Annotated in this window: 19 protein-coding genes; 8 read left to right on the top strand and 11 right to left on the bottom strand. The window is 72.2% G+C overall.

The window, feature by feature from the left end:
• Window positions 1-4: 4 nt before the first annotated feature.
• The 6 genes from BM228_RS02960 to BM228_RS02935 are packed head-to-tail and all read right to left on the bottom strand — an operon-like array spanning window position 5 to window position 7,724.
• Window positions 5-493, bottom strand: coding sequence for a hypothetical protein (locus tag BM228_RS02960; RefSeq protein ID WP_092037051.1), 489 nt, complete (start codon window positions 491-493; stop codon window positions 5-7).
• The gene (locus BM228_RS02955) at window positions 490-1,542 is read right to left on the bottom strand and encodes a hypothetical protein (protein ID WP_092037050.1); all 1,053 of its coding nucleotides are present in this window, start codon (window positions 1,540-1,542) and stop codon (window positions 490-492) included. The genes BM228_RS02960 and BM228_RS02955 overlap by 4 nt, the downstream gene beginning before the upstream one ends.
• On the bottom strand, window positions 1,539-2,075 hold the full coding sequence (locus BM228_RS02950; protein WP_092037049.1) for a c-type cytochrome: 537 nt from the start codon (window positions 2,073-2,075) through the stop codon (window positions 1,539-1,541). Before BM228_RS02950 ends, BM228_RS02955 begins: the two co-directional genes overlap by 4 nt.
• The gene (locus BM228_RS02945; protein ID WP_092037047.1) at window positions 2,072-4,099 is read right to left on the bottom strand and encodes a quinol:electron acceptor oxidoreductase subunit ActD; all 2,028 of its coding nucleotides are present in this window, start codon (window positions 4,097-4,099) and stop codon (window positions 2,072-2,074) included. The genes BM228_RS02950 and BM228_RS02945 overlap by 4 nt, the downstream gene beginning before the upstream one ends.
• 2 nt (window positions 4,100-4,101) lie before the next feature.
• The gene (locus BM228_RS02940) at window positions 4,102-7,068 is read right to left on the bottom strand and encodes a TAT-variant-translocated molybdopterin oxidoreductase (protein WP_092037045.1); all 2,967 of its coding nucleotides are present in this window, start codon (window positions 7,066-7,068) and stop codon (window positions 4,102-4,104) included.
• Window positions 7,065-7,724: a cytochrome c3 family protein gene (locus tag BM228_RS02935; RefSeq protein ID WP_092037039.1), complete on the bottom strand. Its 660-nt coding sequence runs from the start codon at window positions 7,722-7,724 to the stop codon at window positions 7,065-7,067. Before BM228_RS02935 ends, BM228_RS02940 begins: the two co-directional genes overlap by 4 nt.
• A gap of 370 nt (window positions 7,725-8,094) precedes the next feature.
• Here BM228_RS02935 and BM228_RS02930 point away from each other — a divergent pair, with 370 nt between their 5' ends.
• The 3 genes from BM228_RS02930 to BM228_RS02920 all read left to right on the top strand — a co-directional run bounded on the left by BM228_RS02930 (window position 8,095) and on the right by BM228_RS02920 (window position 13,132).
• The gene (locus BM228_RS02930) at window positions 8,095-10,683 is read left to right on the top strand and encodes an ABC transporter ATP-binding protein (protein ID WP_092037037.1); all 2,589 of its coding nucleotides are present in this window, start codon (window positions 8,095-8,097) and stop codon (window positions 10,681-10,683) included.
• A 102-nt stretch (window positions 10,684-10,785) separates the two neighbouring features.
• The gene (locus tag BM228_RS02925; RefSeq protein WP_092037035.1) at window positions 10,786-11,985 is read left to right on the top strand and encodes a L,D-transpeptidase family protein; all 1,200 of its coding nucleotides are present in this window, start codon (window positions 10,786-10,788) and stop codon (window positions 11,983-11,985) included.
• 205 nt (window positions 11,986-12,190) lie between these two features.
• Window positions 12,191-13,132, top strand: a complete 942-nt coding sequence (locus BM228_RS02920; RefSeq protein ID WP_092037351.1) for an MBL fold metallo-hydrolase — start codon at window positions 12,191-12,193, stop codon at window positions 13,130-13,132.
• 9 nt (window positions 13,133-13,141) lie between these two features.
• Here BM228_RS02920 and BM228_RS02915 read toward each other — a convergent pair whose 3' ends face one another.
• Window positions 13,142-13,336, bottom strand: coding sequence for a hypothetical protein (locus BM228_RS02915; protein ID WP_092037033.1), 195 nt, complete (start codon window positions 13,334-13,336; stop codon window positions 13,142-13,144).
• Window positions 13,337-13,580: 244 nt separating this feature from the next.
• On the opposite strand from BM228_RS02915, the gene BM228_RS02910 reads away from it, so the two are divergent.
• Together BM228_RS02910 and BM228_RS02905 are read left to right on the top strand one after the other, a co-directional pair.
• The gene (locus BM228_RS02910; protein ID WP_092037349.1) at window positions 13,581-14,768 is read left to right on the top strand and encodes a complex I NDUFA9 subunit family protein; all 1,188 of its coding nucleotides are present in this window, start codon (window positions 13,581-13,583) and stop codon (window positions 14,766-14,768) included.
• A gap of 435 nt (window positions 14,769-15,203) precedes the next feature.
• Window positions 15,204-16,163 carry an NAD-dependent epimerase/dehydratase family protein gene (locus tag BM228_RS02905; RefSeq protein WP_092037347.1) on the top strand — a complete coding sequence of 320 codons (960 nt, stop codon included), beginning with the start codon at window positions 15,204-15,206 and terminating at the stop codon, window positions 16,161-16,163.
• Window positions 16,164-16,172: 9 nt separating this feature from the next.
• On the opposite strand, the gene BM228_RS02900 is transcribed toward BM228_RS02905, so the two are convergent.
• From BM228_RS02900 to BM228_RS02885, 4 genes are all read right to left on the bottom strand, one after another.
• On the bottom strand, window positions 16,173-17,375 hold the full coding sequence (locus BM228_RS02900) for a CaiB/BaiF CoA transferase family protein (protein WP_092037032.1): 1,203 nt from the start codon (window positions 17,373-17,375) through the stop codon (window positions 16,173-16,175).
• A gap of 112 nt (window positions 17,376-17,487) precedes the next feature.
• Entirely contained in the window at window positions 17,488-18,324 is an 837-nt protein-coding gene (locus BM228_RS02895) for an IclR family transcriptional regulator (protein ID WP_092037030.1), read from the bottom strand.
• Window positions 18,321-19,076, bottom strand: coding sequence for an enoyl-CoA hydratase-related protein (locus tag BM228_RS02890; RefSeq protein WP_092037029.1), 756 nt, complete (start codon window positions 19,074-19,076; stop codon window positions 18,321-18,323). Before BM228_RS02890 ends, BM228_RS02895 begins: the two co-directional genes overlap by 4 nt.
• Window positions 19,077-19,262: 186 nt before the next feature.
• Window positions 19,263-20,279, bottom strand: coding sequence for an NAD(P)H-dependent flavin oxidoreductase (locus BM228_RS02885; RefSeq protein ID WP_092037027.1), 1,017 nt, complete (start codon window positions 20,277-20,279; stop codon window positions 19,263-19,265).
• Window positions 20,280-20,581: 302 nt separating this feature from the next.
• On the opposite strand from BM228_RS02885, the gene BM228_RS02880 reads away from it, so the two are divergent.
• The 3 genes from BM228_RS02880 to BM228_RS02870 all read left to right on the top strand — a co-directional run bounded on the left by BM228_RS02880 (window position 20,582) and on the right by BM228_RS02870 (window position 25,204).
• Window positions 20,582-22,654: a 3-hydroxyacyl-CoA dehydrogenase NAD-binding domain-containing protein gene (locus BM228_RS02880; RefSeq protein WP_092037025.1), complete on the top strand. Its 2,073-nt coding sequence runs from the start codon at window positions 20,582-20,584 to the stop codon at window positions 22,652-22,654.
• 166 nt (window positions 22,655-22,820) lie between these two features.
• Window positions 22,821-24,005, top strand: coding sequence for an acetyl-CoA C-acyltransferase (locus BM228_RS02875; protein WP_092037023.1), 1,185 nt, complete (start codon window positions 22,821-22,823; stop codon window positions 24,003-24,005).
• Window positions 24,006-24,007: 2 nt separating this feature from the next.
• Window positions 24,008-25,204: an acyl-CoA dehydrogenase family protein gene (locus BM228_RS02870; RefSeq protein ID WP_092037021.1), complete on the top strand. Its 1,197-nt coding sequence runs from the start codon at window positions 24,008-24,010 to the stop codon at window positions 25,202-25,204.
• Window positions 25,205-25,239 lie beyond the last annotated feature (35 nt).

Here is a 25,239-nt window from a genome sequence, read left to right as displayed (position 1 = left end):
CCTGCTACCGGTCCGGCGCGTCGAGGGGGCGGCCGACGATCAGGTCCATGGCCCGGTCGATCGGGATGCGGGCCCGGCTGCGAGCCGGGTCGCTGTAGCCGTAGCCCGCAAGCCGGGCCGCAGCCTCGGCGCGCTGGCGGTCGAGGTCGACATTGGGGTCCGCCTGGAGGTTCGGGGGCGGCGGCGTCAGCGGCGCGGTCTGCTGGCGGGTCAGGGTCGGCAGGGTCCGGCGCTGGCTGGCACTGAAGGCCCCCATCAGCCAGACCATGGTACCGATGACCGTCAACACCGCGAGCGCGAGGCCCGCCATCACCAGCGCGGTGTTGCGGACGCTGACGTCGCGCGTCTCGTAGCCGGGATCGTTCGGATCGCGCGGGGCATTGGCCGGCGCGCCGCGGGGCGGGCGGCCGTTCAGCAGGCCGCTGCCGCGCAGGGTCAGCCCGGCCAGGATCGCCGGGATCAGGCCGGGACCAGGGGTGCCGCCGGCGCTCATGCGACCCTCCCGGCGCGCCGGGCTGTCGGAGCCGGGCGCCCGCGCAGCAGGAGATGGAGCGCGGCGGCGAGACAGGCCACGGCCAGCGCGGCGAGCCCGTCCGCCGGGCGGATCACGAACCGGTCGCGCAGAGCCGGCGTCACCAGCCAGAACATCTCGAGGGCGTGCACGGCCAAAGCCGCGCCGGCCAGGATCCGGGTGGTCGGGCGGCCCGGCCGCAGAGTCGCGAGCCCGGCCAGCACGACGACGATCCCGGCCGCGATCGACAGGCCGCGCCCGAGGCCACCGCCGCGGGCGAAATACCAGGACACCTCCGGCGGCAGGTTGGCCGACCAGACGATCAGGAACTGCACGAAGTGCAGGAACGCCCAGAGGCCGAGCAGCACCACCAGGGGCACCAGCCGGCCCCGCCCGGGCGGGGTGCGTCCGCGGCCCACCGGCTCCGGCTCCTCCCAGGCGAGCAGGATCGCGGCCGCGAAGGCCAGCCCGCTCCAGGCGGTCATCACCAGCAGGCCGAGCAGGGCGGAATCGAGCCGCGGATCGAGGGAGGCGATCACGTCTGTGGTGAACAGGGTGCCGACCACCGCGTGGAGCCCCACCGCCGGCACGGTGCGACCTTCGCCCGGCTCGTCGAAGGGCCGCGCGAAGCGGAAGGCCAGCCAGGTCCAGGCCGCGAGATACGCGATCACCCGGGCCGCGAAGAACGGCGTGGTGAACCAGAGGGCGGCGAGCGGCGTACGCGGCGCCGCCCCGACCCAAGGGTAGAGCACCGGCACAGCGGCGAGGAGCGGCAGCCCCAGCAGCGCGGCCACGGGCATCAAAGCCATCAGACGGCGCAGGGCCGCCAGCATCTCGACGCCGCCGCGCTCGCGCACCCGCTTGCCGAAGCGCTCGGCCACGATCGTGATCGGCAGGGCGCCCACCGGCAGCGCCAGGAGGACGAGCCAGGCAGAGAGGTAAGAGGCGGCGGCGCCGCGCCAGCCGCCCAGCAGCCAGCATCCCGCCAAGAGGCCGAGCCCGAGGAGGCCGAGGAGGAGAGGGCGGCTCACTGGGTCGCCTCCAGGCGGGCCCGGTCGTCCGGCGACAGGCTCGCCACGGGCGCGTCCTGGCTGAGCTGGAGCGCCCGGACATAGGCGACGATCGCCCAGCGGTCGGCGGACGGGATCATCTGCGCCATGCCGAACATGGTGCGCTTGCCGTTGCCGATGGCGTCGTAGATCTCGGCGGCCGGGGCCTTGCGCAGGGACTCGGCGGTGAGATCGCCGGCATGCGGGAAGCCGCGCTGCACGACGATGCCCTGGCCGCGCCCGTCCTGGCCGTGGCACGGCGTGCAGAACACCGCGTAACGCTGCCGGCCGCGCTCCACCAGATCCTGGCTGATCGTCTGCGGCTGCGGCGCCTCCCGGGCCGGGTCGGCCCGCGGCACGGTCCCGGAGACCGGCTGGCGCATGGTGATCTGGCGGGGGAAGAACGGGTTCTTGTCCCAGGTCTTGGCCCGGGCCTGGTCGTCCATATTGGCCTCGCCGCAGGCCGAGAGAGCCGGCAGGGCCGCGAAGAGGATGAGACCGGCGGCGCGCCTCATCGCGGGATCCTGCGGATCTCGAGGGGACGCCCGGCCTCGACCGGCAGGCTGGTGAGCCGGCGCTCGAACCGGGCCGCGTCGAAGCGGTCGCTGCGGGCCTCTGCGGAGAGGAAGAACCGGTCGTCCGAGGCGCGTAGGAAGCCCGGGATGTTGAAGGCCGGGTGGTTCAGCCGCGGCAGGCGGTTGAGCACCAGCAGCGCGAGGTGGATCGCGATGCAGCCGGTCATCATCGCGAAGGAGATGCTCGGCACCACGAAGGACGGCCAGGACAGGCGCGGGCGCCCGCCGATCAGGAACACGTAATCGTAGGCCGTGGCGTAGACGCACATGGCGTAGAAGCCCGCGCCGCCGAGCAGCGCGCCGGCCAGCGCGTAGGGCAGGATCGAGCGGCCCTCCAGGCCCAGCGCCCGCAGGGTCCGGGGCATCGGCACCGGCCCGTGCCCGTCGAGATGGACATGGTCCGGCGGGCTGATCCCCGACACCGCCTGCAGGGCGGCGGCGAGGTCGGACTGGCTGGCGAAGGTGGCGGAGACGCCCCAGAGCGGCGCCGGCCCGGGATTCTCTTCCGGGCGGAGGGTGGCCCGGGACGCGGCCTCCCGGGCGGCGGCCGCGGTGGCCGGGGCCCGGGCGAGGGCCAGGCGGCGGCTCTCGATGATCGAGACCGCCGGCAGGTAGCGCAGGAACAGCAGCAGCAGGGTCAGGAACAGCCCGAGCGAGCCCGCGAAGGTGGCGATGCCCCAGGGATCCGGCCCGTAGGGCAGCCGCGAGGACGGCAGAAAATCCTGGGTCAGGGTGACGACCAGCACCGTGACGTGGTCGGCATAGGCGCCGGCCGCGACCAGGAGCCCGACCGCGGCGATCGCCAGCGGCGCCGTCCGGGCGCGGGCCGACCACAGCACCTGCGCCGGCAGGATCAGGCCAAAGATCGCCATCCACGAGACCAGGGCGTGGTCGCCGGTCAGGCGCCGCACCAGCACGCCCCGGCCTTCCGCGTCGCCGTTGAGGAACGTGTCGAAATACTCGGCGGCGTAGCAATAGGCGCTGGCGCAGCCGAGGCAGAGCAGCAGGCGGCCGAGCACGTCGAGGTGGCGCGCGGTGACCAAGCTGTCGAGGCCGTAGACCACGCGGATCAGCACCACGATCGCCGCGGTGACGCCGACGCCGGAATAGACCGCGTTCACCAGAAACGTCACCGGCAGTAGGGTGCTGTGCCAGCCCGGCATCAAGGAGCCCGCCAGCATCACCGAGGCGCCGGTCTGGACCGAGACCACCAGCAGCACGCCGAGCAGGGCCACCGTCCGGTAGGCCTGGACCCAGATCTGCCAATGGGCCGCCGAGCCGCGCCAGCCCGAGGCGACGATGCCGTAGACCTGCGCGCGCAGGAGCGCGAGCTTGCGGTTGCGGGCCTTGGCGTCGCTCTGGCGCATCGCCTCCACGAAGGCGCGGTCGCGTAAGGTGGCGAGGTCCGGCAGCATCCCGATGAACCAGAGGCTCACGCAGATCACCAGGAAGGCGACGATGTCGATCGCGTCCCAGAGGAGCGGCGAGCGGAATTGCGGCCAGAGGTCGTAGGTGTTGGGGTAGGGCAGGTTCCAGAAGAAGAACCACGGCCGCCCGAGATGGATGATCGGGTAGAGCCCGGCCGACGCGGTGGCGAGCAGCGCCAGGGTCTCGGCGATGCGGTTCACCGCACCGCGCCACTCCGCCCCGAGCAGCAGCAGCACCGCCGAGACCAGCAGGCTGCCGGACGCCACCCCGATCCACCAATCGTAGCTCGCGATGTCGAGCGCCCAGACGACGGCGTTGTTGTTCGCCCAGACCCCCGGCCCGGCATAGAGCAGGTAGCCGAGGGTGAAGCCGAACACGCCGAGCAAGGCCACCGCCCCCGCGAAGGCGATCCACCAGCGGCGGTTGCGCGGATGGGTCAGCGGGATCGCCGCCACCGCGCCGCCGATGCCCTGGAGGGTTTCCTCCGGGCCGATCAGGGGGCCGGCCGGCTGGCCGCCGAGCAGGGCGCCGGACATGCTCAGCCCTCCCGTCCGGTGGGATCGGCGGCGGGCGCGAGCCCGGCGAGATAGGTGGTGCGCGGGCGCGTGTTCAGGTGGCCGAGCAGCGCGTATTCCCGCGGATCCTTGCGGGCGGCCGAGACCCGGCTCGTCGGGTCGGCGACGTTGCCGAAGGTGATCGCCCGGGTCGGGCAGGCGCCCTGGCAGGCGGTCTCGACGGCGCCGTCCTGGATCGGAGAATGCGCGTCCTTGGCGGAGGTGATCCGGGCCGCCGCGATGCGCTGGATGCAGTAGGTGCACTTCTCCATCACGCCGCGGGCGCGGACCGTGACCTCGGGATTGCGCTGCTGCTGCTGCACCGGGGTCATGCCGCCCGTGTAGTCCAGGTAGTTGAAGCGGCGGACCTTGTAGGGGCAGTAGCTCTGGCAGGTCCGGGTGCCGACACAGCGATTGTAGACCTGCAGGTTCAGGCCCTCGCTGTCGTGCAGGGTCGCCTCCACGGGGCAGCCGACCTCGCAGGGCGCCTGCTCGCAATGCATGCACGGCACCGGCTGGAAATGCGTGGTCGGCGCGTCGAGGTCGCCCGCGTAGTAGCGGTCGACCCGCAGCCAGCCCATCCAGCGCCCGAGCGCGACCTCCTCGCGCCCGACCACCGGGATGTTGTTCTCCGCCTGGCAGGCGGTGACGCAGGCGTTGCAGCCGATGCAGGCGTCGAGGTCGATGGCCATACCCCATTGCGCCGTCTCGCCGGTCAACTGAGTCTCCGGCGGCGGATAGAACGAGGCCGGGGCCGGCGCGTCCTTCGGGTCGCCCACCGGGGCGGCGCCCAGGGCCTGGACCCGGACGATATCCTCGCCCTCCATCGTGCCGAGGTTCTGGGTGGTCACCGGCATCCGGCGGCGGCCTGTCTTGGTCAGCCGCGCCCCGGTGAGCCGCCAGGGCGTCGCGACGGGCCGCAGGGTGGCGGCGTCGTAGCCGAGGCCGCTCGACAGGTGGTCCGGCACGTTGCGGCCGTAGCCGAGGCTCAGGGTCACGGTCTCGGCGGCCTGGCCGGGCAGGATCCAGGCGGCGCCCTCGACGGCGCGCCCCTCCGCCTCGACCCGCACGATGTCGCCCACGGCGATCGACTCGCGCTCGGCGAGATGCGGGCTGAGGGCGACGACGTTCTCCCAGACGATCTTGGTCAGAGGTTTGGGCAGTTCCTGCAGCCAGGCGAGGTCGGAATGGGTGCCGTCCCAGACGGTCGGGTCGGGGCGGAACACCACCTCGATCCCGGCCGCGGCCGGCGCCGGAGGGGCGGGCGGCGCTTCCTGGGTGAGGGCGACCTCCTCCGTCGCGCCCGCGCTGTCGGGCCAGAATCCCCGGCGCAGGGCGTCGCCGAAGCGGACCTCGAACGCGGCCGCATCCTCGCCTTCGTTCCGCCAGCGCGCCTTGAGCAGGCCGAGCGCGTCCTCACCGCCCTCGCTCCCGCGCCCGTCGATCAGGAAGGCCAGCATGTCCTGGAGGGTGCGGCCGTTATAGAGCGGCGCCACCGTCGGCTGGATCAGCCCGACCGTGCCGTCGAGCGAGCGGACATCGCCCCAGGATTCCAGCGGATGGGCGGCGGGCAGGTGCCAGTCGGCATGGGCGCCGGTCTCGTCGTAATAGAGCCCGGCATGGATCTTGAGCGGCACGCGCTCCATCCGGGCGGCGAAGTCGAGGGCGGCGGGCGCGTCGTAGACCGGGTTGGCGCCGAGCACGATCAGCACCTTTACGGCGCCGCGCTCCATCGCCTCCGCCAGCTCCGCCAGGGTTCCGGCCCCCGGCTCGACCGCCGGCACCGTGTGCCGCACGGTCGCCCCGGTATTGCCGAGCGCGCCGTTGAGGCGGTGGACCAGGGCGTGCAGGTCCGGGCTCGCGGTCAGGCCGGTGGTGACGAGGCCGGCGCCCCGCGCCTCGGTGAGCGCCTTGCCGGCGCCCCGGGCCCAGCGGGACGCCGGATCGTCGCCGGCAGGCGCGGCGCCGCCCCCGGCCAGGGCCAGGAGATCGCGGGCCAGGGCTTCGAGGCGGCCGACCGGCACGGCGACGCCGTGATCCGCCTTGGCGCTGGTCAGCGTCGGGGTCGGGGCCGCGGCGTGCAGGGTGAGCAGGCGGCCCTCGGCATAGGCCGCCCGGCGGGCCGCACTCCAGCGCCCCGACAGGCCGACCTGGCCGGGGCCGAGATCGAGAAAGTCGCCGTCCAAGGACACGATGGTGCGGGCCCGGCTGAAATCCGGGAGCGTCTCCAGCGGTTTCCCGTAGGCGCGGCGGGTGCCCTCGTAGATCGCCTCGCGGCCGACGCCAGCGCCGGTAAACCAGCGCGCCGCCGGATAGGCGGTCCGCATCCGGGCGATCTGCGCCGCCACGGTGGGCGAGGTGACCGGCCCGGTCAGCAGCGCGACGCCCTCGCCCCCGGCCGCGTGCCAGGCCGGCATCTGCGCCTGGAGGGCCGCCCGGAACGCCGCCCAGGAACTCGGCTTGCCGAGATGCTGCACGGCCTGGGAGCGGAACGGGTCGTAGAGACCAAGCACAGAGGCCTGGGCCAGCACGTCGGTGCCGCCGCGGCTCCAGGGATGCTCGGGATTGCCCTCGATCTTCAGGGGCCGGCCGTTGCGGGTGGTGACCAGGATGCCGTTGCCGAACCCGTCGAACACCGCCGAGGAGGCGTAGGACAGGTCCGTGCCCGGCACGATCCGCTCGGGCTGGTTGACGTAGGGCACCTCATAATCCCGGTTCCCGTCCCGGCTGCAGGCGGTGAGGCCGCCGAGCGCGAAGGAGGCCGCCATCAGCTTAAGGAAGCCGCGCCGCTCCGGGGACGCGGCGAGCCGGGCTGCCGAGGGGAACTCGGCCGCGAGGTAATCGCGGAATTCCGGGCTGTCGGCCACGGCGTCGAGGCTGCGCCAGAAGCGCGGGCCGTCGCCGCCGGCGAGCTTTTCGCGCAGGGCCGCGATGTCGGATCCGCTGGTCATCGGTGGCAGATCCCGCACTCGGTCAGCCGCGACCCGCCGCGGATATGGTACTCGGCCACGAGCTTCGGCCCGAGGGTCGCCTGGTCGGCCGGCGGCTTCCAGGTCATGTTCCAGACCTCGTCGGGCGTGCGGACGTATTTCTCCGGCGCCCGGTGGCAATCGAGGCAGAACTGCATCTCGAAGGCGTTGGCCCGATAGGTCATCTGCATCGCCGTGACCTCGCCGTGGCAGGTCGAGCAGCCGATGCCCTTGGTCACATGCACCGAGTGGTTGTAGTAGACGTATTGCGGCAACTTGTTCAGCCGCACCCATTCCAGCGGCTTGTCCTGCGCGTAGCTGTCGCGCACCGGCTTGAGCATGTCCGAGCCGGTCCAGATCTGCGAGTGGCAGGTCATGCAGGTATGGGTCGGCGGGATCCCGGCCGAGGCGACCTTGTCGACGGTGGTGTGGCAGTAGCGGCAATCGATACCGAGCTCGCCGGAATGGTGCTTGTGGCTGAACGGCACCGGCTGGGCCGGGGCGATGCCGACCCCGGTGACGTAGTTCGAGCGCACGATCCCGGCCGCCAGAACCGGCAGGCCGACTAGGCAGGCCACGCCGGTCATCAGGGCGAGCCGGTAGACCGCGTCCGCGCCGGGGGTGAACAGCTGCGCCATCAGGCCCGCCCGCGAGGCGGCGCGATCCGGTCGTCGGGTTCGATCTGCTCAGCCTCGCGCCGCAAGCGTCGCCCCACCGTTGGTCCCGGGTTGGACAGTGCAGTGCCGCGGAGCACCGGCGCAATGCGACCAAAGCGGCCAGGCGCCGGGGCGGCCCGCCGTAGCCGTCCCAGTTTGGAACCTAGAGCTTTTCCAGACGAGAACTAGAACATGGATCATCAAACCGGCCGCTTCCGGCATCGATCGCTCGACACGTCCCGCCGGCGGCGCGACACTTCCCGCCGGCGGCGCGAGGGCCTATGCGCTGCCTGACCGGGGCATGGCGGCCCGATCCCGCCGACGCCCCAACCCGGACTCGCCCCGGACCCCTATGGATTCCGATCCCATCGTCCTGACCTGGCGCGCCGCCCGGCGCCTGCACGCCACCGCCGTCGCCCTCGTGGTCGGGCTCGGCGCCCCGCTCTGCGCGCTGGCCCTGCTGTGCCTACGCGATCTGGTCGCCGTGCTGCCCCGCGACGAGGCGCCGACGCTGCCGTTCCTGCGGGTCGCCCTGTCGCTGCCCGGCCGCGAGATCGTGCTGGCGCACGGAGTCCCGATGCGCCCCGCCGAGCTGGAGCTCGCCGCCTTCCTGTGCATCGCCGGCTGCGCGCTGGCCCTGGCGGGGATCGGCTGGGTCGTGGCGCGCCTGTGCTTCAAGGCCCAGAACCGGGCCGCGGACGCCGTCCGGGAGGCCGTCCTGCGGGCGATCCTCGACGCGCCGGCCGGGGCCCGGGACGAGGCGCGCAGCCTCGCCCGCCTGGTCGGCGAGGTTCTGGGCCGGGGCGACCGGCTGCTCGCCGCCGGCATCGTCGTGCCGGCCATGACCCTGGCGGCGCTGCTCTTCGCCCTCGGCTTCGCGGGGCTGGCCGCCCCCCGCCTGATCCCGACCGCGGCGATCGGGCTGGCGGCGATCGGGCTCGCCTACGGGCTGGTCCTGGAACGCGCCCGGGACCGGCAGGACCTGCGCCTGCGCTCGAGCACCCGGGCCGAAACCAACCTGAACGACCTGGTGCGGCGCCTGCCCGCCGTGCGCGTCCACGGCGCCGCCGCCCTGGAGCGCAAGCGCATCGCGGCGCGGGTCGCGGCGATGCGCGCCAAGGTGTCCCGGGCCGAGGCGCGGCTGGCCTATGCGCGCGCGCCGGCGCTCGCCCTGGCGGTGATCCTCCCGGCCATCGCCATCGGCACGGCCCTGTGGCGCTCCACGGCGCCGGGCGCCCCGCCGGTGGCACCGGTCGACCCGGCAGCCCTGCTCGCCGCCACCGGGGCCTTCGGCCTCGCCGGCTGGCTCGCCGCGATCTGTGCCCGGCTCTGGACCGTGCGCAAATCCGTCCGCCCGCGCTTCCGCGACCTGGCGCGGCTCATCGCGATGCTCCAGGGACGGCAGGCGAAGGCGGCCCGGTCGGGGCTCGCCCCGCCGCTCCCGCGGTCCGGGATCCTGGCGACGCAGGGGGTCGGCGCCTTCGACCCGGCGAGCGGCGAGCGGCTGACCGGCGTCGACGTCACCGTCACGATGCCGAGCCATGTCGCGATCACCGGCAGCCGGGGCAGCGGCGCCCGGGTGCTCGCGGCGGTGCTCGCCGGCCAGATCGAGCCGACCGCCGGGGCCGTCACCTATGCGGGCGCGGACCTGCGCGGCTTCGACGCCGCGGAGCGCGCCCGCCGCATCGCCTTCGCGGCCGGGGAGGCGATCCTGATGGAAGGCTCGCTCCGCCAGAACCTGCTCTACGGCACCGAGCCGGCCAACGCCCCCGACGACATCGCGCTGATCGGGATCTGTCGCCTCGCCGGCCTCGACGGCTTCGTCTACGCCCGCGGCCTGACCGGCCGCCTCGACCCCGCGACCCAGCCCCGGCTGGCGGCGGCGATCGTCGCGGCCCGCCGGACCATGCGGGCGGCGCTCGCCGCCAAGGGCGCCGAGCGCCTGGTCGAGCCGTTCGACCCGGAGCGCTACAACCATCAGGCGAGCATCGGCGAAAACATCCTGTTCGGCGAGCCGGTGGGTGGCGCCTTCGCGCCCCTGCGGTTCGCCCGCCACCCCTACCTGCGCGCGGTGCTGGAGGCCGAAGAGCTGGTGCGACCGCTCACCGAGATCGGCCTGGCCGTCGCCCGCAGCACGGTGGAAATCTTCGCCGATCTGCCCAACGATCATCCGCTCTTCGACGCCTATTCGTTGTTTCAGGCCTCGGAGCGGGGATATTTCGAAGATCTCGTGGTCCGCCTGCCCAATGCTGCGAATTTGCGCCGCGGCCCGGCCGGCCAGCGCGACCGCACGCGGCTGATCGGCCTCGCCCTCCGCTACAGCGAGTCCCGGCACCGCTTCGGGCTGATCGACGACGCCTTCGAGCAGCGGCTGGTCCAAGCCCGCCGCTCCTTCGCCCGGATGTTGCCGCCCCACCTCGCCGGGGCGGTGGAGTTCCACGATCCCGGCCGGGTCAATCCGGCGGCCAGCCTAGAGGAGAACCTGCTGTTCGGCCGGATCAGCCTCGGCGAGGCCAATGCCGAACCGCGGGTGCGGGCGCTGGTGCAGCGGATCCTGGCCGACGAAGGGCTCGAAGCCTCGGTCTACAGCCTCGGCCTCGACAGCAAGGTCGAGATCCAGCCCAGCACCGGCGCCCTGGCGGACGGCGCCATCAACGCCCGGGAGCGCATCGCAATCGAGCTGGCCCGGTGCCTCGCCCGGGAGCCCGACATCCTGGTGGTCGCGGTTGCGCTCGAAGACCGCACGGTCGAGGGCGTGCGCGACCGCCTCGCCCGGCTCCGCCAGGCCCGGGCTGGACGCGGCGTCATCGTCTGCCTGCCCGAATCGGGCGTGCCCGACGGGATCGAGCCGTTCGATGCGGTGATCGCCGTGGAGAACAGCGCGGTGGTCGCGCCCCAGGCTGCCGCCGAGGCCGCCGAGCCGGAGCCGGCCCTGGCCTGAGGGCGACGGCCTCACGACGGCCGCAATGGCCGGGCAGGTCGGGACGCCGTGCCTGCCCGGCCCCGGTTCCCCCTTGCCCGGCCGATCCAGCACGGACGGTTCATGCCTCTCCCGATACCGAGATCCCTCGCCGCCGGCCTCGTGCTCCTGACCGCCTGCGGTCCGAGCGCGGCGCAGGCCGGAAAGGCCGACGCCCCGATCCCGGCCGCGACGCTGGCCCTGATGGCGCAGAAGGGCACCACGGCCGCCGCCCCGGTGCTGTTCCGGGCCTACAAGAAGGAATCCGAGATCGAGGTCTGGAAGAAGGGCCCGGCCGGGTACGTGCACATCAAGACCTTCCCGATCTGCCGCTGGTCCGGCCAGCTCGGCCCCAAGCGCAAGAGCGGCGACCGGCAGACCCCCGAGGGGTTCTATGCGGTGCCCAAGCGCCAGATGAACCCGAACTCGCACTATTACCTGTCCTTCGACGTCGGCTATCCCAACGCCTACGACCGCGCCCATGGCGGCACCGGCTCGGCCGTGATGGTCCACGGCATCTGCTCGTCGATGGGCTGCTTCGCCATGACCGATGGCACGGTCGGCGAGATCTACGCCATCGCCCGGGAGGCCCTGAACGGCGGCCAGGCGGCCTTCCAGTTCCAGTCCTATCCGTTCCGGATGAGCGCCGAGAACATGGCCCGCCACCGGACCGACCCGAACATCGCGTTCTGGCGCGAGCTCAAGGCCGGGTCCGATCGGTTCGAGGCGAGCCGGGAGGAGCTTCAGGTCTCGGTGGTCGTCGGCCGCTACGCCTTCGCGCCGTCCCGGGATCCCGCCCGGGAGGCTGCCGTCGCGACATACCGCGCCATCGAGGAGGCCCGGATGGCGGCGCTCGCCGAATCCGGCGAGCCCGCCGTGCGCACCACCTATTCCGATGGCGGCCAGCACGCGTTCTGGGCGGCCTACACGGCCCGGGGCGGCGCGGTCGGCGACATCAGCCGGCCGGAGGCCCTGGCCTATGCCGGCCAGGAGGTCGTGGTCGTGCCGGGCCACCGGGTGCCGCGCCCGGTTCCGGAATCTGTCTGGGCCGCCTGGGGTGGGGCCGAGTCCGGGCTCGCGCTGCGGCAGATGGCCGGCTTCGTGCCGGTCTACGAGCGGGCGCCCGATCCGTTCGGGGCGCTGGCGGGCCGCCTCCGGGCGCGCTACGGCGACGGCCTGCCCTCCCTGCTGGCGGCGGCCCTGAGAGATGCCGACTCGGCCGGCGGGCGCCCGACTCTCGCAGGCTCGGGCGCGGGCCTGATCGCCTCCGCCGAGCGGCTCTAGGCATGCACCGGACCCCGAAAGCGGCCCGTCCGTGTGCGCGGCCGCACATCACGATGGCGTGCGGGCCCCCAATTCATTGTAAGGCAGGGGATGAGCGGTACTCCTGTCCCGTCGGCCTGCCGTATTCAGCGCTACCTTCCCGGAACGGCGACGGGGTTTCGATCGTAACGGATCGGGACCGACTGTCCGCAGATTCGTGATCGCCATGTCCAAGTATCCCGAGCCGACCATCTGCGCGGCCGATCAGGGCCTCGTTCTCCGATTCTGGGGCGTACGCGGCTCGACCCCGGTCAGCGGCCCGCAATATGCCGAATTCGGCGGCAGCACGCCCTGCATCGAGGTGCGCTGCGGCGAGCGGATGTTCGTGGTCGATGCCGGCTCGGGCATCTACAACCTTGGCCAGGGTCACCGCACCGATCTCCCGCGGGACGTGGACCTGCTGTTCACGCACCTGCACCTCGACCACACCGCGGGGCTCCCCTTCTTCAAGCCGGCTGTCCTCGACGCCGACCGGGTGATCAACACCTATTGCGGCAATCTCGGCGGCGAATCGGCCGGCCCGACCCTCGATCGCCTATTCGCGCCGCCGCTCTTCCCGGTTACCCTCGACAAGTTGTGCTGCACCTTCAACCACCACGGGTTCGAGGCCGGCCAGACCCTGACCTTCCCGGACGGCTCGCGGGTCGACACGATCCTGCTGAACCACCCGCAGGGCTCGGTGGGCTACCGATTCGAGCATGGCGGCCGGCGCCTGTGCCTGATCAGCGATATCGAGCACAGCGACCCCTGGCCCGACCCCGAGCTGGCCCGGTTCGTCGCGGGGGCCGACCTGATGGTCTATGACGGCATGTTCACCGACGGCGAGTACCCGACCTGCCGCGGCTGGGGGCACTCGACCTGGCAGAAGGGCGTCGAGCTGGCCCAGACCGCCGGGGTCAAGGCCCTGGCGATCATCCACCTGCACCCGGCCCATTCCGACACGGCGCTCCGCGACATGGAGGCCGACCTCCAGGCGGAGATGCCCACGGCTTTCATCGCCCGGGAGAGCCAGAGCATCACGGTCGGCGCCCCGCGCTCGGTGAGCCGCCGGGCCGGCAGCCGCCCCACCGTGGCGCGCGAGGTCCGGCGCCGGATCAAGGTTGCCTGATCGTCTCGGTCAGAAGGGGCGCCCGCTCCGGGGCCGGCTGAACCGGCGATAGGCGAACAGCACGAACAGCGCGACGCCGATGGTCAGGATGCTCCAGCCGTAGTTGCTGATGAGCTGCGCATCGATCGGGTGGCCGATTAGGCCCAGCGCCACGAGCAGTCCGAAAACGGCGATCACCGCCGAGACGAGCATCCCTAGAATCATCGTGGTCCCCGGCGGCCCCGGCCGGCGCAGCCGCCCGGCGAATTCGTCCGTGGAAATGCGCGGGGCCGCCCCCCGTTCCCGGTCGCATCCGGCACCGGGAGGCGCTAATCGCGCCCTGGCGTGCATGGGCGGCTCCCAAGGCGCCGAACTTAGGCTAAGTAGACGCGCACGACGGCGCCCCGGCGCGCGCGAGGAGCCCGAGACCACGGCGATGACCGGCCCACAGAACACGCCTCAGGACAGCATGCCCGCATCCACCGCCGCCACGGGCCCGCTGCGCCCGCAATCCCAGCTCGTGACGATCTTCGGCGGCTCCGGCTTCCTGGGCCGCCACGTGGTGCGGGCGCTCGCCAAGCGCGGCTACCGGATCCGCGTCGCGGTGCGCCGGCCGGACCTGGCGCTGTTCCTGCAGCCGCTGGGCAAGGTCAACCAGATCGTGGCCGTCCAGGCCAACCTGCGCTACCCCGAATCGGTGGCCCGCGCGGCCGAGCGCTCGGACGTGGTGATCAACCTCGTCGGCATCCTGCAGGAGACCGGCTCGCAGAGCTTCGCGCGGCTGCAGGTCGATGGCGCCGCCGAGATCGCCCGCGCCGCCGCCCGGCAGGGCGCCCGGATGATCCACGTCTCGGCGATCGGGGCGGATCCCGCTTCGCCGTCGCTCTATGCCCGCACCAAGGCCGAGGGTGAGGCCCGGGTCTTCGCCGCCTGCCCGGACACGGTGGTGTTCCGGCCGTCGCTGGTCTTCGGGCCGGGCGACAGCTTCTTCAACCGCTTCGCCGGCCTCGCCCGGGCCCTGCCGGTGCTGCCGCTCGCGGGCGGCCAGTCGCGCTTCCAGCCGGTCTTCGTCGGGGACGTCGCCGAGGCGATCGCCCGGGCGGTCGACGGCGCGGTGCCGGGCGGCAAGGTCTACGAACTCGGCGGCCCCGAGGTGGCGACCCTCGAGCACCTCGTGCGCTACATGCTCAAGACGATCCAGCGCAAGCGCGCCGTGGTCGACCTGCCGCTGCCGGTGGCCAAGCTCCAGGCCCGGCTCCTGGAGGTCGCCGACACCCTGACCTTCGGCCTGCTGCCCGACAGCCTGAAGCTCACCCGCGACCAGGTGATCCTGCTCCAGAACGACAATGTCGTGTCCGAGGCCGCCAAGGCCGAGGGCCGGACCATCGAGGCGCTCGGGATCATCCCGACCGCCGCCGAGGCGGTGGTGCCGGGCTATCTCTGGCCGTTCCGCAAGGCCGGCCAGTTCGCCACCGACCGGGACGAGGAATACCTGGCCGAGGTGCCGGACTCGATCGCACCGACGCCCATGGGGCCCGGCTCCCAGCACAGGCCGCAGACCGCGTCCGGACCGGCGATCGGCGCCGATGCCGGCAGCTCCCCGGGCAGCGCCCAGAGCCGCATGGGCACCCGCTGGGGCACCCGGACGATGAGCTGAAGGATCGGGGCTCCGCCCCGATACCCCGCCAAAGGGCCTCGGGCCCAAGCCTTTCAAGGTGTTTTCGGAAGTGCCGGAACACCAACCAGACGCGCTCTCCTCCCCCTTGTGGGGAGGAGTTGGAGGTGGGGGTGGTGCCGGAAGAGGCTCAGCGGTCCCTTCTGCACCACCCCCACCCCTGACCCCTCCCCACAAGGGGGAGGGGAAATATGCTGCTCTTTCAATACGTTACAACCACGAACCGTGATCCCTGCATCTAATTCAAATACCTTGAAAGGGCTCGGCCTCAGGCCCTTTGGAAACCCATTTCCTTGCCGGTGCGCGGCTTTATATCCCTGTATTCTTTTGAATAATGTGGGATGGGGAGACGGCGCCTGACCTCGTCCGGGACTGCACGATGATGACGACCCCGTGGAACGGATCGGCAGGCTTGGCGTGAAGCGCATCCTCGTCACCGGCGCGGCGGGCTTCGTCGGCGGCCACGTCCTGCCGCTCCTGGCCGCGTCGGGTGCCCGCGTGGTCGGCATCGGCCGCGGGGCACCCCGGGACCTGCCCGCGGGCGTCGATTACGAGCGCATCGACCTCCTCGACGAGGCTGCCTTGAGCGGCTTCATGGCCCGCTTCCGGCCGACCGAGATCCTCCACCTCGCCGGCCTTGCTTCGGTCGGCGAGTCGGCCACGGGTCCCGGGCAGACCTGGCGGGTGAACGTCAACGGCCTGATGAACCTCGTGGCGGCGGTCGAGGCGGTGCCGGGCTGCACGCTGTTCTTCGTCAGCTCGGGCGAGGTCTACGGCGGCGCGTTCCTGGCGGGCCACGCCCTCTCCGAGGAGGCCGAGCCCCTGCCGCGCAACACCTACGCCCGCTCGAAATGGGTCGGCGAACAGCTGCTGCGCGACCTGCTGCCCCGGATCGGCGTGAAGCTCGTGGTGCTGCGGCCGTTCAACCATATCGGCCCGGGCCAGGACGAGCGCTTCGTCGTGGCCTCCTTCGCCGGGCAGATCGCCCGGATCGAGGTCGGCCGCGCGCCGCCCCTCCTCGAAGTGGGCAACCTCTCCTCGTACCGCGACTTCCTCGACGTGGCCGACGTGGCGGGTGCCTATGGCGACCTGATCGGCCGGGTGGAATCCCTGGCGGACGGGAGCGTGTTCAACATCAGTTCCGGCGTGCCCCGCACGATCGCCAGCGTCCTCGACGGCCTGCGCGCCCGCGCCCGGGTGCAGTTCGAGATCCGCGTCGCCCCCGAGCGGGTGCGCCCGAGCGAGATCCCGCTGGCCGCGGGCGACGCGACCCGCCTGCGCGAAGCCACCGGCTGGCAGCCCCGGGTCGCCTGGGACGACGCCCTGGCCCGGGTGCTGGACGATGCCCGCGCCCGGCTGGCACCGACCGAGGGCTGAAAGCAGGCGCTACCGGACCACGCCCTTCGCCACCAGCGCGTCCCGCGCCTCCGCCGAGACATCCAGCCGTTCGGCCAGGATTTCCTGGCCCGACTCCCCGAGGCCCGGCGGCATGCGGCGGACCGGGAGCCGGCGCCCATCGAGGCGATAGGGTGGGGCGATGACGTGGGCGTTGCCAGCAGCCTCGACCACGAGCCCGGCCTCCTGCGCCCGCGGGCAGGTCAGCGCCTCGCGCAGGCCCATCACCTCGCCGCAGGGAATGCCCGCCCCGCGCAGGCGCGCGATCAGGGGCGCCCGCTCCCATTGGGCGAGCTCGGCCTCCAAGATCGGGATGAAGACGGCGCGGTTCTTCGAGCGATCGAGATTGGTGGCGAAGCGCGGGTCGGCGCACAGGTCCGGGCGCTCCAGCACCTGCTCGCAGAAGCGGCGGTACTGGGCATTGTTGCCCACCGTGATCACCACCGGTCCGTCGCCGGCCTCGAACACCCCGTAGGGCACGATCGACGGATGGGCGTTGCCGTAGCGCGGCGGATCGATGCCCCGGGCCAGCGCCTCAAGCCCGTAATAGGAGGTCAGCGCCACGCCGCAATCGAACAGGGCGAGGTCGATGGTCCGGCCGCGCCCGGTGCGCGTGCGCTGGAACAGGGCCGCCAGCACGGCCTGGGCGGCGTATTGCCCGGTGAACAGGTCCACCGCGGCGACGCCGAACTTCAGGGGCGGCCCGCCGGCCTCGCCGTTGAGCGCCATCACGCCGGATTCGCCCTGCACCACGAGGTCGTAGCCGGGCCGGCCGGCCTCCGAGCCGTCGGAGCTGTAGCCGGCAATCGAGCAGTAGATCAGCCCCGGGTTCTCGGCCGAGAGCGCCGCGTAGCCGAGTCCGAGCTTGTCGGCGCCGCCGGTCTTGAAGTTCTGGACCAGCACGTCGCTCTCGCGGGCCAGCGCCTTGACGATCGCCAACCCCTCCGGCGTGGCGAGATCGACCCCGATCGAGCGCTTGTTGCGGTTCACGCTGTCGAAATACGAGGTGTTGCCCGGGGTGGTCGTCACACCCCAGTCGCGGGTGTCGTCGCCGCGCTCCGGATGCTCGACCTTGATCACGTCGGCACCGAGATCGCCCAGCACCTGCGCGCACCACGGCCCGGCCAGGACCCGGGACAGGTCGAGGACGCGGATCCCGATGAGGGGCAGGTCCGATGACGGGTCAGAGTCCATCGCAAAGATCCTCAGCGCGCGCATCGCCTCGTGAAAAGTCCCGGTTCATCAGGGCTCTGCCCTGACAACCCGCCAAAGGGCACGCCCTTTGGAAACCCGATCCTGTGGGCCTTCAAGCGCCCATCACGCCGTCGAGGCTGCGCACGGCCGCGACGAGTTTCGGGCGGACCACGTCCATCAGGAACCGGGCGTCGGTGATCACGGTCGGGCCGCCGCAATTGACCGACATGGGCGGCAAGCCGCCGCCGGGGTGGAACCCCACCGCGATGGCGCAGACCGTCTCCTGCCAGTCGCCGAACGAGGTGCAGCAGCCGATCTCGCGATGCTCGGCCACCGCCCGGTCGAGGCCGGCGCGCAGGGCGGGCCAGGCCACCGGATCGAGGGCCTTCAGGTCCTCGTAGATGCTCTCGCGCTCGCGCTCCGGGCAAACCGCTACGTAGGCGCGGCCCATGGCGCTGCGGGCGAGCGAGATCCGCGAGCCGGTATCGAGGTTCAGCGAGATCGCGGCCGGCCCGCGCTGGCAATCGACGTAGCGCATGCTCAGCCGGTCGCGCACGCCGAGGCCCACGGAGGCGTTGGCCGCCTCGGCTACCGCCCGCAGGGCCGGCCGGGCGATGCCGCGCACGTCGAGCCCGCCGAGCGCCGCGGCGCTGAGGGCGATGGTCGCCGTGCCAAGCCGGTAGCGGCCGGTCTCGGCGGCGTGGTGCAGGTAGCCGAGCTTGGTCAGCGTGTAGGTCAGCCGCGACACGGTGGAGCGCGGCAGGCCGCAGGCCGCCGCGAGGTCGTGGTTGGCGAGGCTGGTCCGGCCCGGCCCGAAACAGGCCAGCACCGCGAGGCCCCGGGCCAGCGCCGTAACGAAGTGGCGATCCTCCTTGGCGCCGTCCTCCCTGGCACCGTCACCCGGCGCCGCGTCGGGATCGGCCAGCAGGTCCTGATCCGCGGTCGTCATCGGCGCAGGAACGCCGCGAAGGCCGCCTGCGCCTCCGGGCCCCGACGGAGCGCGTGGAACACCTCCGCCTCCTCGGCCAGCGTGCGGGCGACGGTCTCGTCCTGGCCCCGGCGCAGGGCCTGCTTGGTCGCCGCGATCGAGGCCGGGGGCAGGGCCGCCAGGGCGCGGGCCCGGGCGAGCGCAACCTCCAGGGACGTTCCCGCCGGGACCGCGGCGTTGACGAGGCCGGCCGCCACCGCCTCCGCGGCGCCGAAGGGCTCGCCCAGCATCAGCAGCTCCGCCGCCCGCTTGGTGCCGGCGACGAGCGGCAGAAGGTAGCTCGACGCCCCCTCGGGACTGAGGCCGAGCGCCGTGAACGGCAGGCGGAAGCGGGCGCCGTCCCCGGCATAGGCGAGGTCGCAATGCAGCAGCAGCGTCGTGCCGATGCCGACCGCGTGCCCCTCCACCGCCGCGACGACGGGCTTCGGGCAGCCGCGCAGGGCCTTCAGGAAGGTCAGGCCCGGGCTGTCGCCGCCGGCCTCGACCTCCTGAAAATCCTTGAGATCGTTGCCCGCGGTGAAGCAGCCGCCCGCCCCGGTGAGCACCACGGCGCGCAGGGTGGCGTCGGTCCCGGCGGCGTCGAAGGCGGCGGCGAGGCCCGCATAGGTCGCCCGGTCGAGGGCGTTGCGCCGCTCCGGCCGGTCGATGGTGACCAACCGGATCCCGGGCTCCGGATCGGTAAAGCGGACACGTGTGCCGGCGGACTCATCCATCAGTTTCAGCCACAAGCGTCTGACGGAGTACGCTTTTCCCCTCCCCCTTGCGGGGAGGGGTCAGGGGTGGGGGTGGTGCCGGATCAAGCGTAACGGTGCCTCCTGAACCACCCCCACCTCCAACTCCTCCCCGCAAGGGGGAGGAGAGCGCGGCGTGGTCTCCGATGAGCCTTTGGAGTCTGATCCTCACGCGAGAACCTCATTGCCATACACGGCAGACTGTCCCGCGAGCCCGCTTCGGGCGGCAGCGTATTCCCGGGCGAGCCGGGCCACGAGGTCGGCGGTGGCCGGGGCATCCGCGATGGTGCCGACCCCCTGGCCGGCGCCCCAGACGTCCCGCCACGCCTTCACGCTGGCGCTGCCGAAGTTCATCGCGGTCTTGTCGCGCGCCGGCAACGCCTCGGGGTCGAGCCCGGCGGCACGGATGCTGGGCGTCAGGTAATTGCCCGGCACGCCGGTGAAGTAGGGGGTGTACAGGATGTCGGCGGCGGCGCTGCCGGCGATCATGTCCTTGTAGCCGGACGCCGCGTTGGCCTCCCGGGTGGCGATGAACCGGGTGCCCATATAGGCGAGGTCGGCGCCCATGGCCTGGGCGGCCAGGATCGCCGAGCCGGTGGTGATCGCCCCCGACAGGATCAGCGGGCCGTCGTAGAAGCGGCGGATCTCGCCGATGAGGGCGAAGGGGCTCAGCGTGCCGGCATGCCCCCCGGCGCCGGCGCAGACCAGGATCAGCCCGTCGACCCCGGCCTCCAGGGCCTTCTCGGCGTGGCGGACATTGGTGACGTCGTGGAACACCACGCCGCCATAGGCGTGGACCGGGCGGATCACCGCATCCGGGGCCCGCAGCGAGGTGATGATGATCGGCACCCGGTGCCGGACGCAGGCCTCGACATCCTGCGCCAGACGGTCGTTCGAGGCGTGGACGATCTGATTTACCGCGAAGGGCGCGATCTTTCGGGCCGGATCCTTCGCGCGCGCGTCAGCGAGCGTCCGCGTGATCGTCGAAAGCCATTCGTCGAGAAGCTCGGCCGGCCGCGCGTTGAGCGCCGGGAACGCGCCGACCACGCCGGCCAAGCATTGCGCGATCACCAGCTCCGGTCCCGAGACGATGAACATCGGCGCGCAGATCACCGGCAGGGCGAGCCGGCCGCGCAGGACGTCCGGCAGGCGGCTGGCCGGACCCTGTTCGGGGCCGTCGCTCATCGGAGGCTGCCGAACTGTTGGCCGATACCGCGCACAGCGATCCTCCCTGATCGGTCGGGCGGCCCGGCCCTTGGAACCCGCCGGGGCGGGTTCGAGCCGGCATCGCGCCCGAGGCGGGTTTGAATGGCATGGCGCCCGGCACCGGTCAAACCGTTCCGCGCGGCGGCGTCCGCGATGCGGAACGGAAGGGCGGGACCGGTCTTTGAAACCGGCGCATCCTTGACGTCCCGGCCTTCACGGACCACCATCCTGCGCAATTGCGAACGACAATTCTGCACAGCAGAACAGGGGGAGAGCGCCGCTTGGTTCGTTACGAGGTCGATGGCGGCGTGGCCGTGCTCACGCTCGCCAACCCGCCGGTCAACGCGCTGGGCGCCGCGCTGCGGGCTGCCCTCGACGAGGCCCTGGCGCGGGCGGAAGCGGACGAATCGGTCCGGGCGATCGTGCTGGCGGCTGAGGGTAAAGTGTTCGTCGGCGGCGCCGACATCTCGGAATTCGGCAAGCCGCTTCATGCGCCAAACTTGCCGGACGTGCTGGAACGGCTCGATGCCGGGCGGAAGCCGGTGGTCGCGGCGATCGGCGGGGCGGCCCTCGGGGGCGGGCTGGAACTGGCGATGGCCTGTCATGGCCGGATCGCCGCGCCGGCGGCCAAGCTCGGCCTACCGGAGATCAAGCTCGGGATCATCCCGGGGGCGGGGGGCACGCAGCGCCTGCCGCGCCTGATCAGGCCGGACGCCGCCTTCACGATGATGCTGACCGGCGAGCCGGTCTCGGCGGAAACGGCCGCCGGGCTCGGCATCGTCGACGCCGTGGTGCTCGGCGACCTCGTGCCGGCCGCCCGCACCCAGGCCCTGGAACTGGCCGATTCCGGCGCCCTGCCGCGGGTGCGCGACCGGGCGGACAGGCTGACCCCGGAGGCCCGCCAGGCCTTCGAGGCGAAGGCCGCGGAGGCGGTGAAGCGCGATCCTGAGGCGACCAACGTCCACGCCCTGGTCCGGGCCGTGCGCGCCGGCCTGGACCCGGACGCGTTCGACGCGGCGGTCGCCGTCGAGCGGGCCGAGTTCCGCACGCTGGTGGAGGATCCGCGCTCCAAGGCCCTGCGCTACGCCTTCTTCGCCGAGCGCGAGGCCGCCCGGGTGCCGGGCCTGTCGAAGGACACGCCCCGCCGCCCCATCGAGACCGCCGCGGTGATCGGCGCCGGCACCATGGGCGGCGGCATCGCCATGTGCTTCGCCAATGCCGGCATCCCGGTCACCGTGATCGAGACCGAGGCCGGCGCTCTGGAGCGCGGCCTCGACCGGGTGAGGGGCCTCTATGCCGGCTCGGCCAAGCGCGGCTCGATCACCGAGGCCCAGCGCGACGAACGGATCGGCCGGATCACCGGGGCGATCGGCCTGGAGAACGCCGCTCAAGCCGACATCGTCATCGAGGCGGCCTTCGAGGACATGGCGGTCAAGCGCGAGATTTTTTCGAAACTCGACGGCATCGCCAAGCCGGGCGCGATCCTGGCGACCAACACCTCCTATCTCGACGTCGATGCCATCGCAGCGGTGACCGGCCGGCCGCAGGACGTGCTCGGCCTGCACTTCTTCAGCCCGGCCAACGTCATGCGCCTCGTCGAGGTGGTCCGCGCCGGCAAGACCGCGCCCGACGTGCTCGCCACCGCGCTGGATCTGGGCAAGCGCCTCAACAAGCTGCCGGTGACGGTGGGCGTCTGCTTCGGCTTCGTCGGCAACCGCATCCTGGAGCGCCGCAGCCGCGCCGCCGAGCGCCTGCTGCTCGAAGGCGCCCTGCCGCACGAAGTCGATGCCGCCGTGACGGGCTTCGGCTTCCGGATGGGCCCCTTCGCCATGAGCGACCTCGCCGGCCTCGATATCGGCTGGCGCTCCCGCAAGGATTTCGGCGGCCGAGCGCCGGTCGCCGACGCGCTAGCCGAGATGGGCCGGTTCGGCCAGAAGACCGGTCGCGGGTTTTTTGTGTATTCGGACGGCGCCCGGACGGGCACGCGCGATCCCGAGGTGGAAGCGCTGATCGAGAAGACGGCGGCCGAGCACGGCATCGCGCGCCGGAGCTTCACGCCGGACGAGATCATCGCTCGGCTGATGTACCCGATGGTCAACGAGGGCGCCCGGATCCTCGAAGAGGGAATCGCGGCGCGGCCCGGCGACATCGATACGATCTGGATCAACGGCTACAACTGGCCGGCCTGGCGCGGCGGCCCGATGCACTGGGCCGACACGGTCGGGCTCAAGAGTGTCGCCGAGGCGCTGACGCGCTTCGCCCGGGAAACCGGCGACGACAGCCAGGAGCCGGCGCCGCTTCTGCGCAAGCTGGCGGAGTCGGGCGGACGCTTCGCCGACTGGAAGGCGCGCTGATGCCCTATCGGCCTGAGCGGGCCCAGTCCCGGTTTCGAAAGGTCCGAGACCTTTCGCGGGTGCAGGGCAGAGCCCTGCTACCGGGCTTCGCCCAGTCCGTCGGGGCGTCGCCCCGACACCCCACCAAAGGTCGTGACGCCCTTTGGGAACCCCAGAGGAACCCGGCATGACCGACGCGGTGATCGTTTCGACCGCCCGCACGCCGATCGGCAAGGCCCATCGCGGCGCGCTGAACCTCACCCGCGGCGCCGACCTCGCCGCCCACGCGATCCGGGGCGCCCTGGACCGAGCCCGGCTGGAGCCGGAGGCTGTGGAAGAGGTGGTGCTCGGCTGCGGCTATCCGGAGAACGCCACCGGCGGCAACGTCGCCCGCCACGCCGCCCTGGTGGCAGGGATCCCGGTGGAGTCGGCGGGCGTCACAGTCTCGCGCTTCTGCGCCTCGGGTCTGGAGGCGATCGCCAGCGCGGCCCGGCGGATCATCCTCGACGGCGTGCCGGTGGCGGTGGCCGGCGGGGTCGAGTCGATCAGCCTGGTCCAGCCGAAGGTGCAGCGGGAGTTGACCCGCAACGCCTGGCTCGAGGCGCACCTGCCGGCGATCTACATGCCGATGATCGAGACCGCCGACATCGTCGCCGAGCGCTACGGCGTCTCCCGGGAAGCGCAGGACGCCTTCGCGCTGGAGAGCCAGCGCCGCACCGCCGCCGCGCAGGCGCAGGGTCTGTTCGACGACGAGATCGTCCCGATGAGCGCCGTGATGGCGGTGACTGACAAGGCCACCGGCGAGACCCGGGAGCTCGAGACGCGGCTCGCCAAGGACGAGGGCAACCGGCCCGACACGACGCTCGAGGGCTTGGCGAAGCTCAAGCCCGTGCGCGGGGAGGGCGCCTTCATCACGGCGGGCAATGCCAGCCAGCTCTCGGACGGCGCGGCCGCCAGCGTGCTGATGTCGGCCGAAGAGGCCGCCCGGCGGGGCCTGACGCCGCTCGGCACCTTCCGGGGCTTCGCCTCGGCCGGCTGCGGGCCGGATGAGATGGGCATCGGCCCGGTCTTCGCGGTGCCGCGCCTGCTGGAGCGCCAGGGGCTGACGGTCGCCGATATCGACCTGTGGGAGCTGAATGAGGCCTTCGCGTCCCAATCGGTCTATTGCCGGGACAGGCTCGGGATCGATCCGGACACGGTCAACGTCAACGGCGGCGCCATCGCGGTCGGCCATCCGTTCGGCATGTCGGGGGCGCGGCTCGTGGGCCACGCCCTGCTGGAAGGTCGTCGCCGCGGAGCGCGCTACGCCGTGGTGACGATGTGCGTGGCCGGCGGCCAGGGCTGCGCCGGCCTGTTCGAGATCGGAGGCTGACGATGGATCTCCGCTTCACCCCCGAAGAGATCGCGTTCCGCGACGAAGTGAGAAGCTTTTGTCGCGAAAAAATCCCGGCTGAAATACGAAAGAAGGTGTCGGAGGGGCGCAGCCTCGCCAAGGAGGACATCGTCGCCAGCCAGCGGATCCTCAACGCCAAGGGCTGGGCGGTGCCGCACTGGCCGCAGGAATGGGGCGGCCGGGATTGGACCCCGATCCAGCGCTACATCTACACCGAGGAGCTGTTCCAGGCGGCGGTGCCACTGCCGCAGCAGTTCAACTGCTACATGTTCGGCCCCGTGCTCGCGACCTTCGGCCGGCAGGACCAGAAGGAACGCTTCCTGCCCCGCGCGGCCAACCTCGACGATTGGTGGTGCCAGGGCTTCTCCGAGCCCGGCGCCGGCTCCGACCTGGCCTCGCTCAAGACCAAGGCCGTGCGTGATGGCGACCACTACGTCGTGGACGGCCAGAAGACCTGGACGACGCTGGGCCAGCACGCCGACTGGATTTTTTGTCTCGTCCGCACCGACTTCGAGGCGAAGAAGCAGCGCGGCATTTCCTTCCTGCTCATCGACATGAAGACCCCCGGCATCACCGTGCGGCCGATCCTCACGCTTGAAGGCCGGCACGAGGTCAACGAGGTTTTTTTCGACTCGGTGCGGGTGCCGGTCGAGAATCTCGTCGGTGAGGAGAATCGGGGCTGGGACTACGCAAAATTCCTGCTCGCCAACGAGCGCACCGGCATCGCCCGGATCGGCCTCACCAAGGAGCGGATTCAGCGGATCAAGCGCCTCGCCAAGGAGATGCCGGCGGGCTCCGGCACCATGTGGGACGACCGCGATTTCCGCGGCCGGGTGGCAGAGGTCGAGGTCGAATTGAAGGCGCTGGAAATCACCCAGATGCGGGTGGCGGCCAAGCAGGGCCGGGCGGATTCGGTGGAGCCCGATCCCGCCTCCTCGCTCCTGAAGATCCGCGGCTCGCAGCTCCAGCAGGCGGCGACGGAATTGCTGGTCGAGCTCGCCGGCCCGTTCGCCCTGGCGGCCCCGGCCCGCGGGGCCGGAGCCAACAACCTGCCCGGCGGCTTCGACTGGGTCGATGCGGCGGCGCCGAGCTATTTCAACAACCGCAAGGTCTCGATCTACGGCGGCTCCAACGAGATCCAGCACAACGTCATCGCCAAGGGAATTTTGGGGTTGTGAGGGCAGGCGGCCCGCCCCCGCCAATCCCACCCCCT

The organism is Methylobacterium pseudosasicola, from assembly GCF_900114535.1.
Classification (GTDB): domain Bacteria; phylum Pseudomonadota; class Alphaproteobacteria; order Rhizobiales; family Beijerinckiaceae; genus Methylobacterium; species Methylobacterium pseudosasicola.
This window is presented reverse-complemented; position numbering and strand designations above follow the sequence as displayed.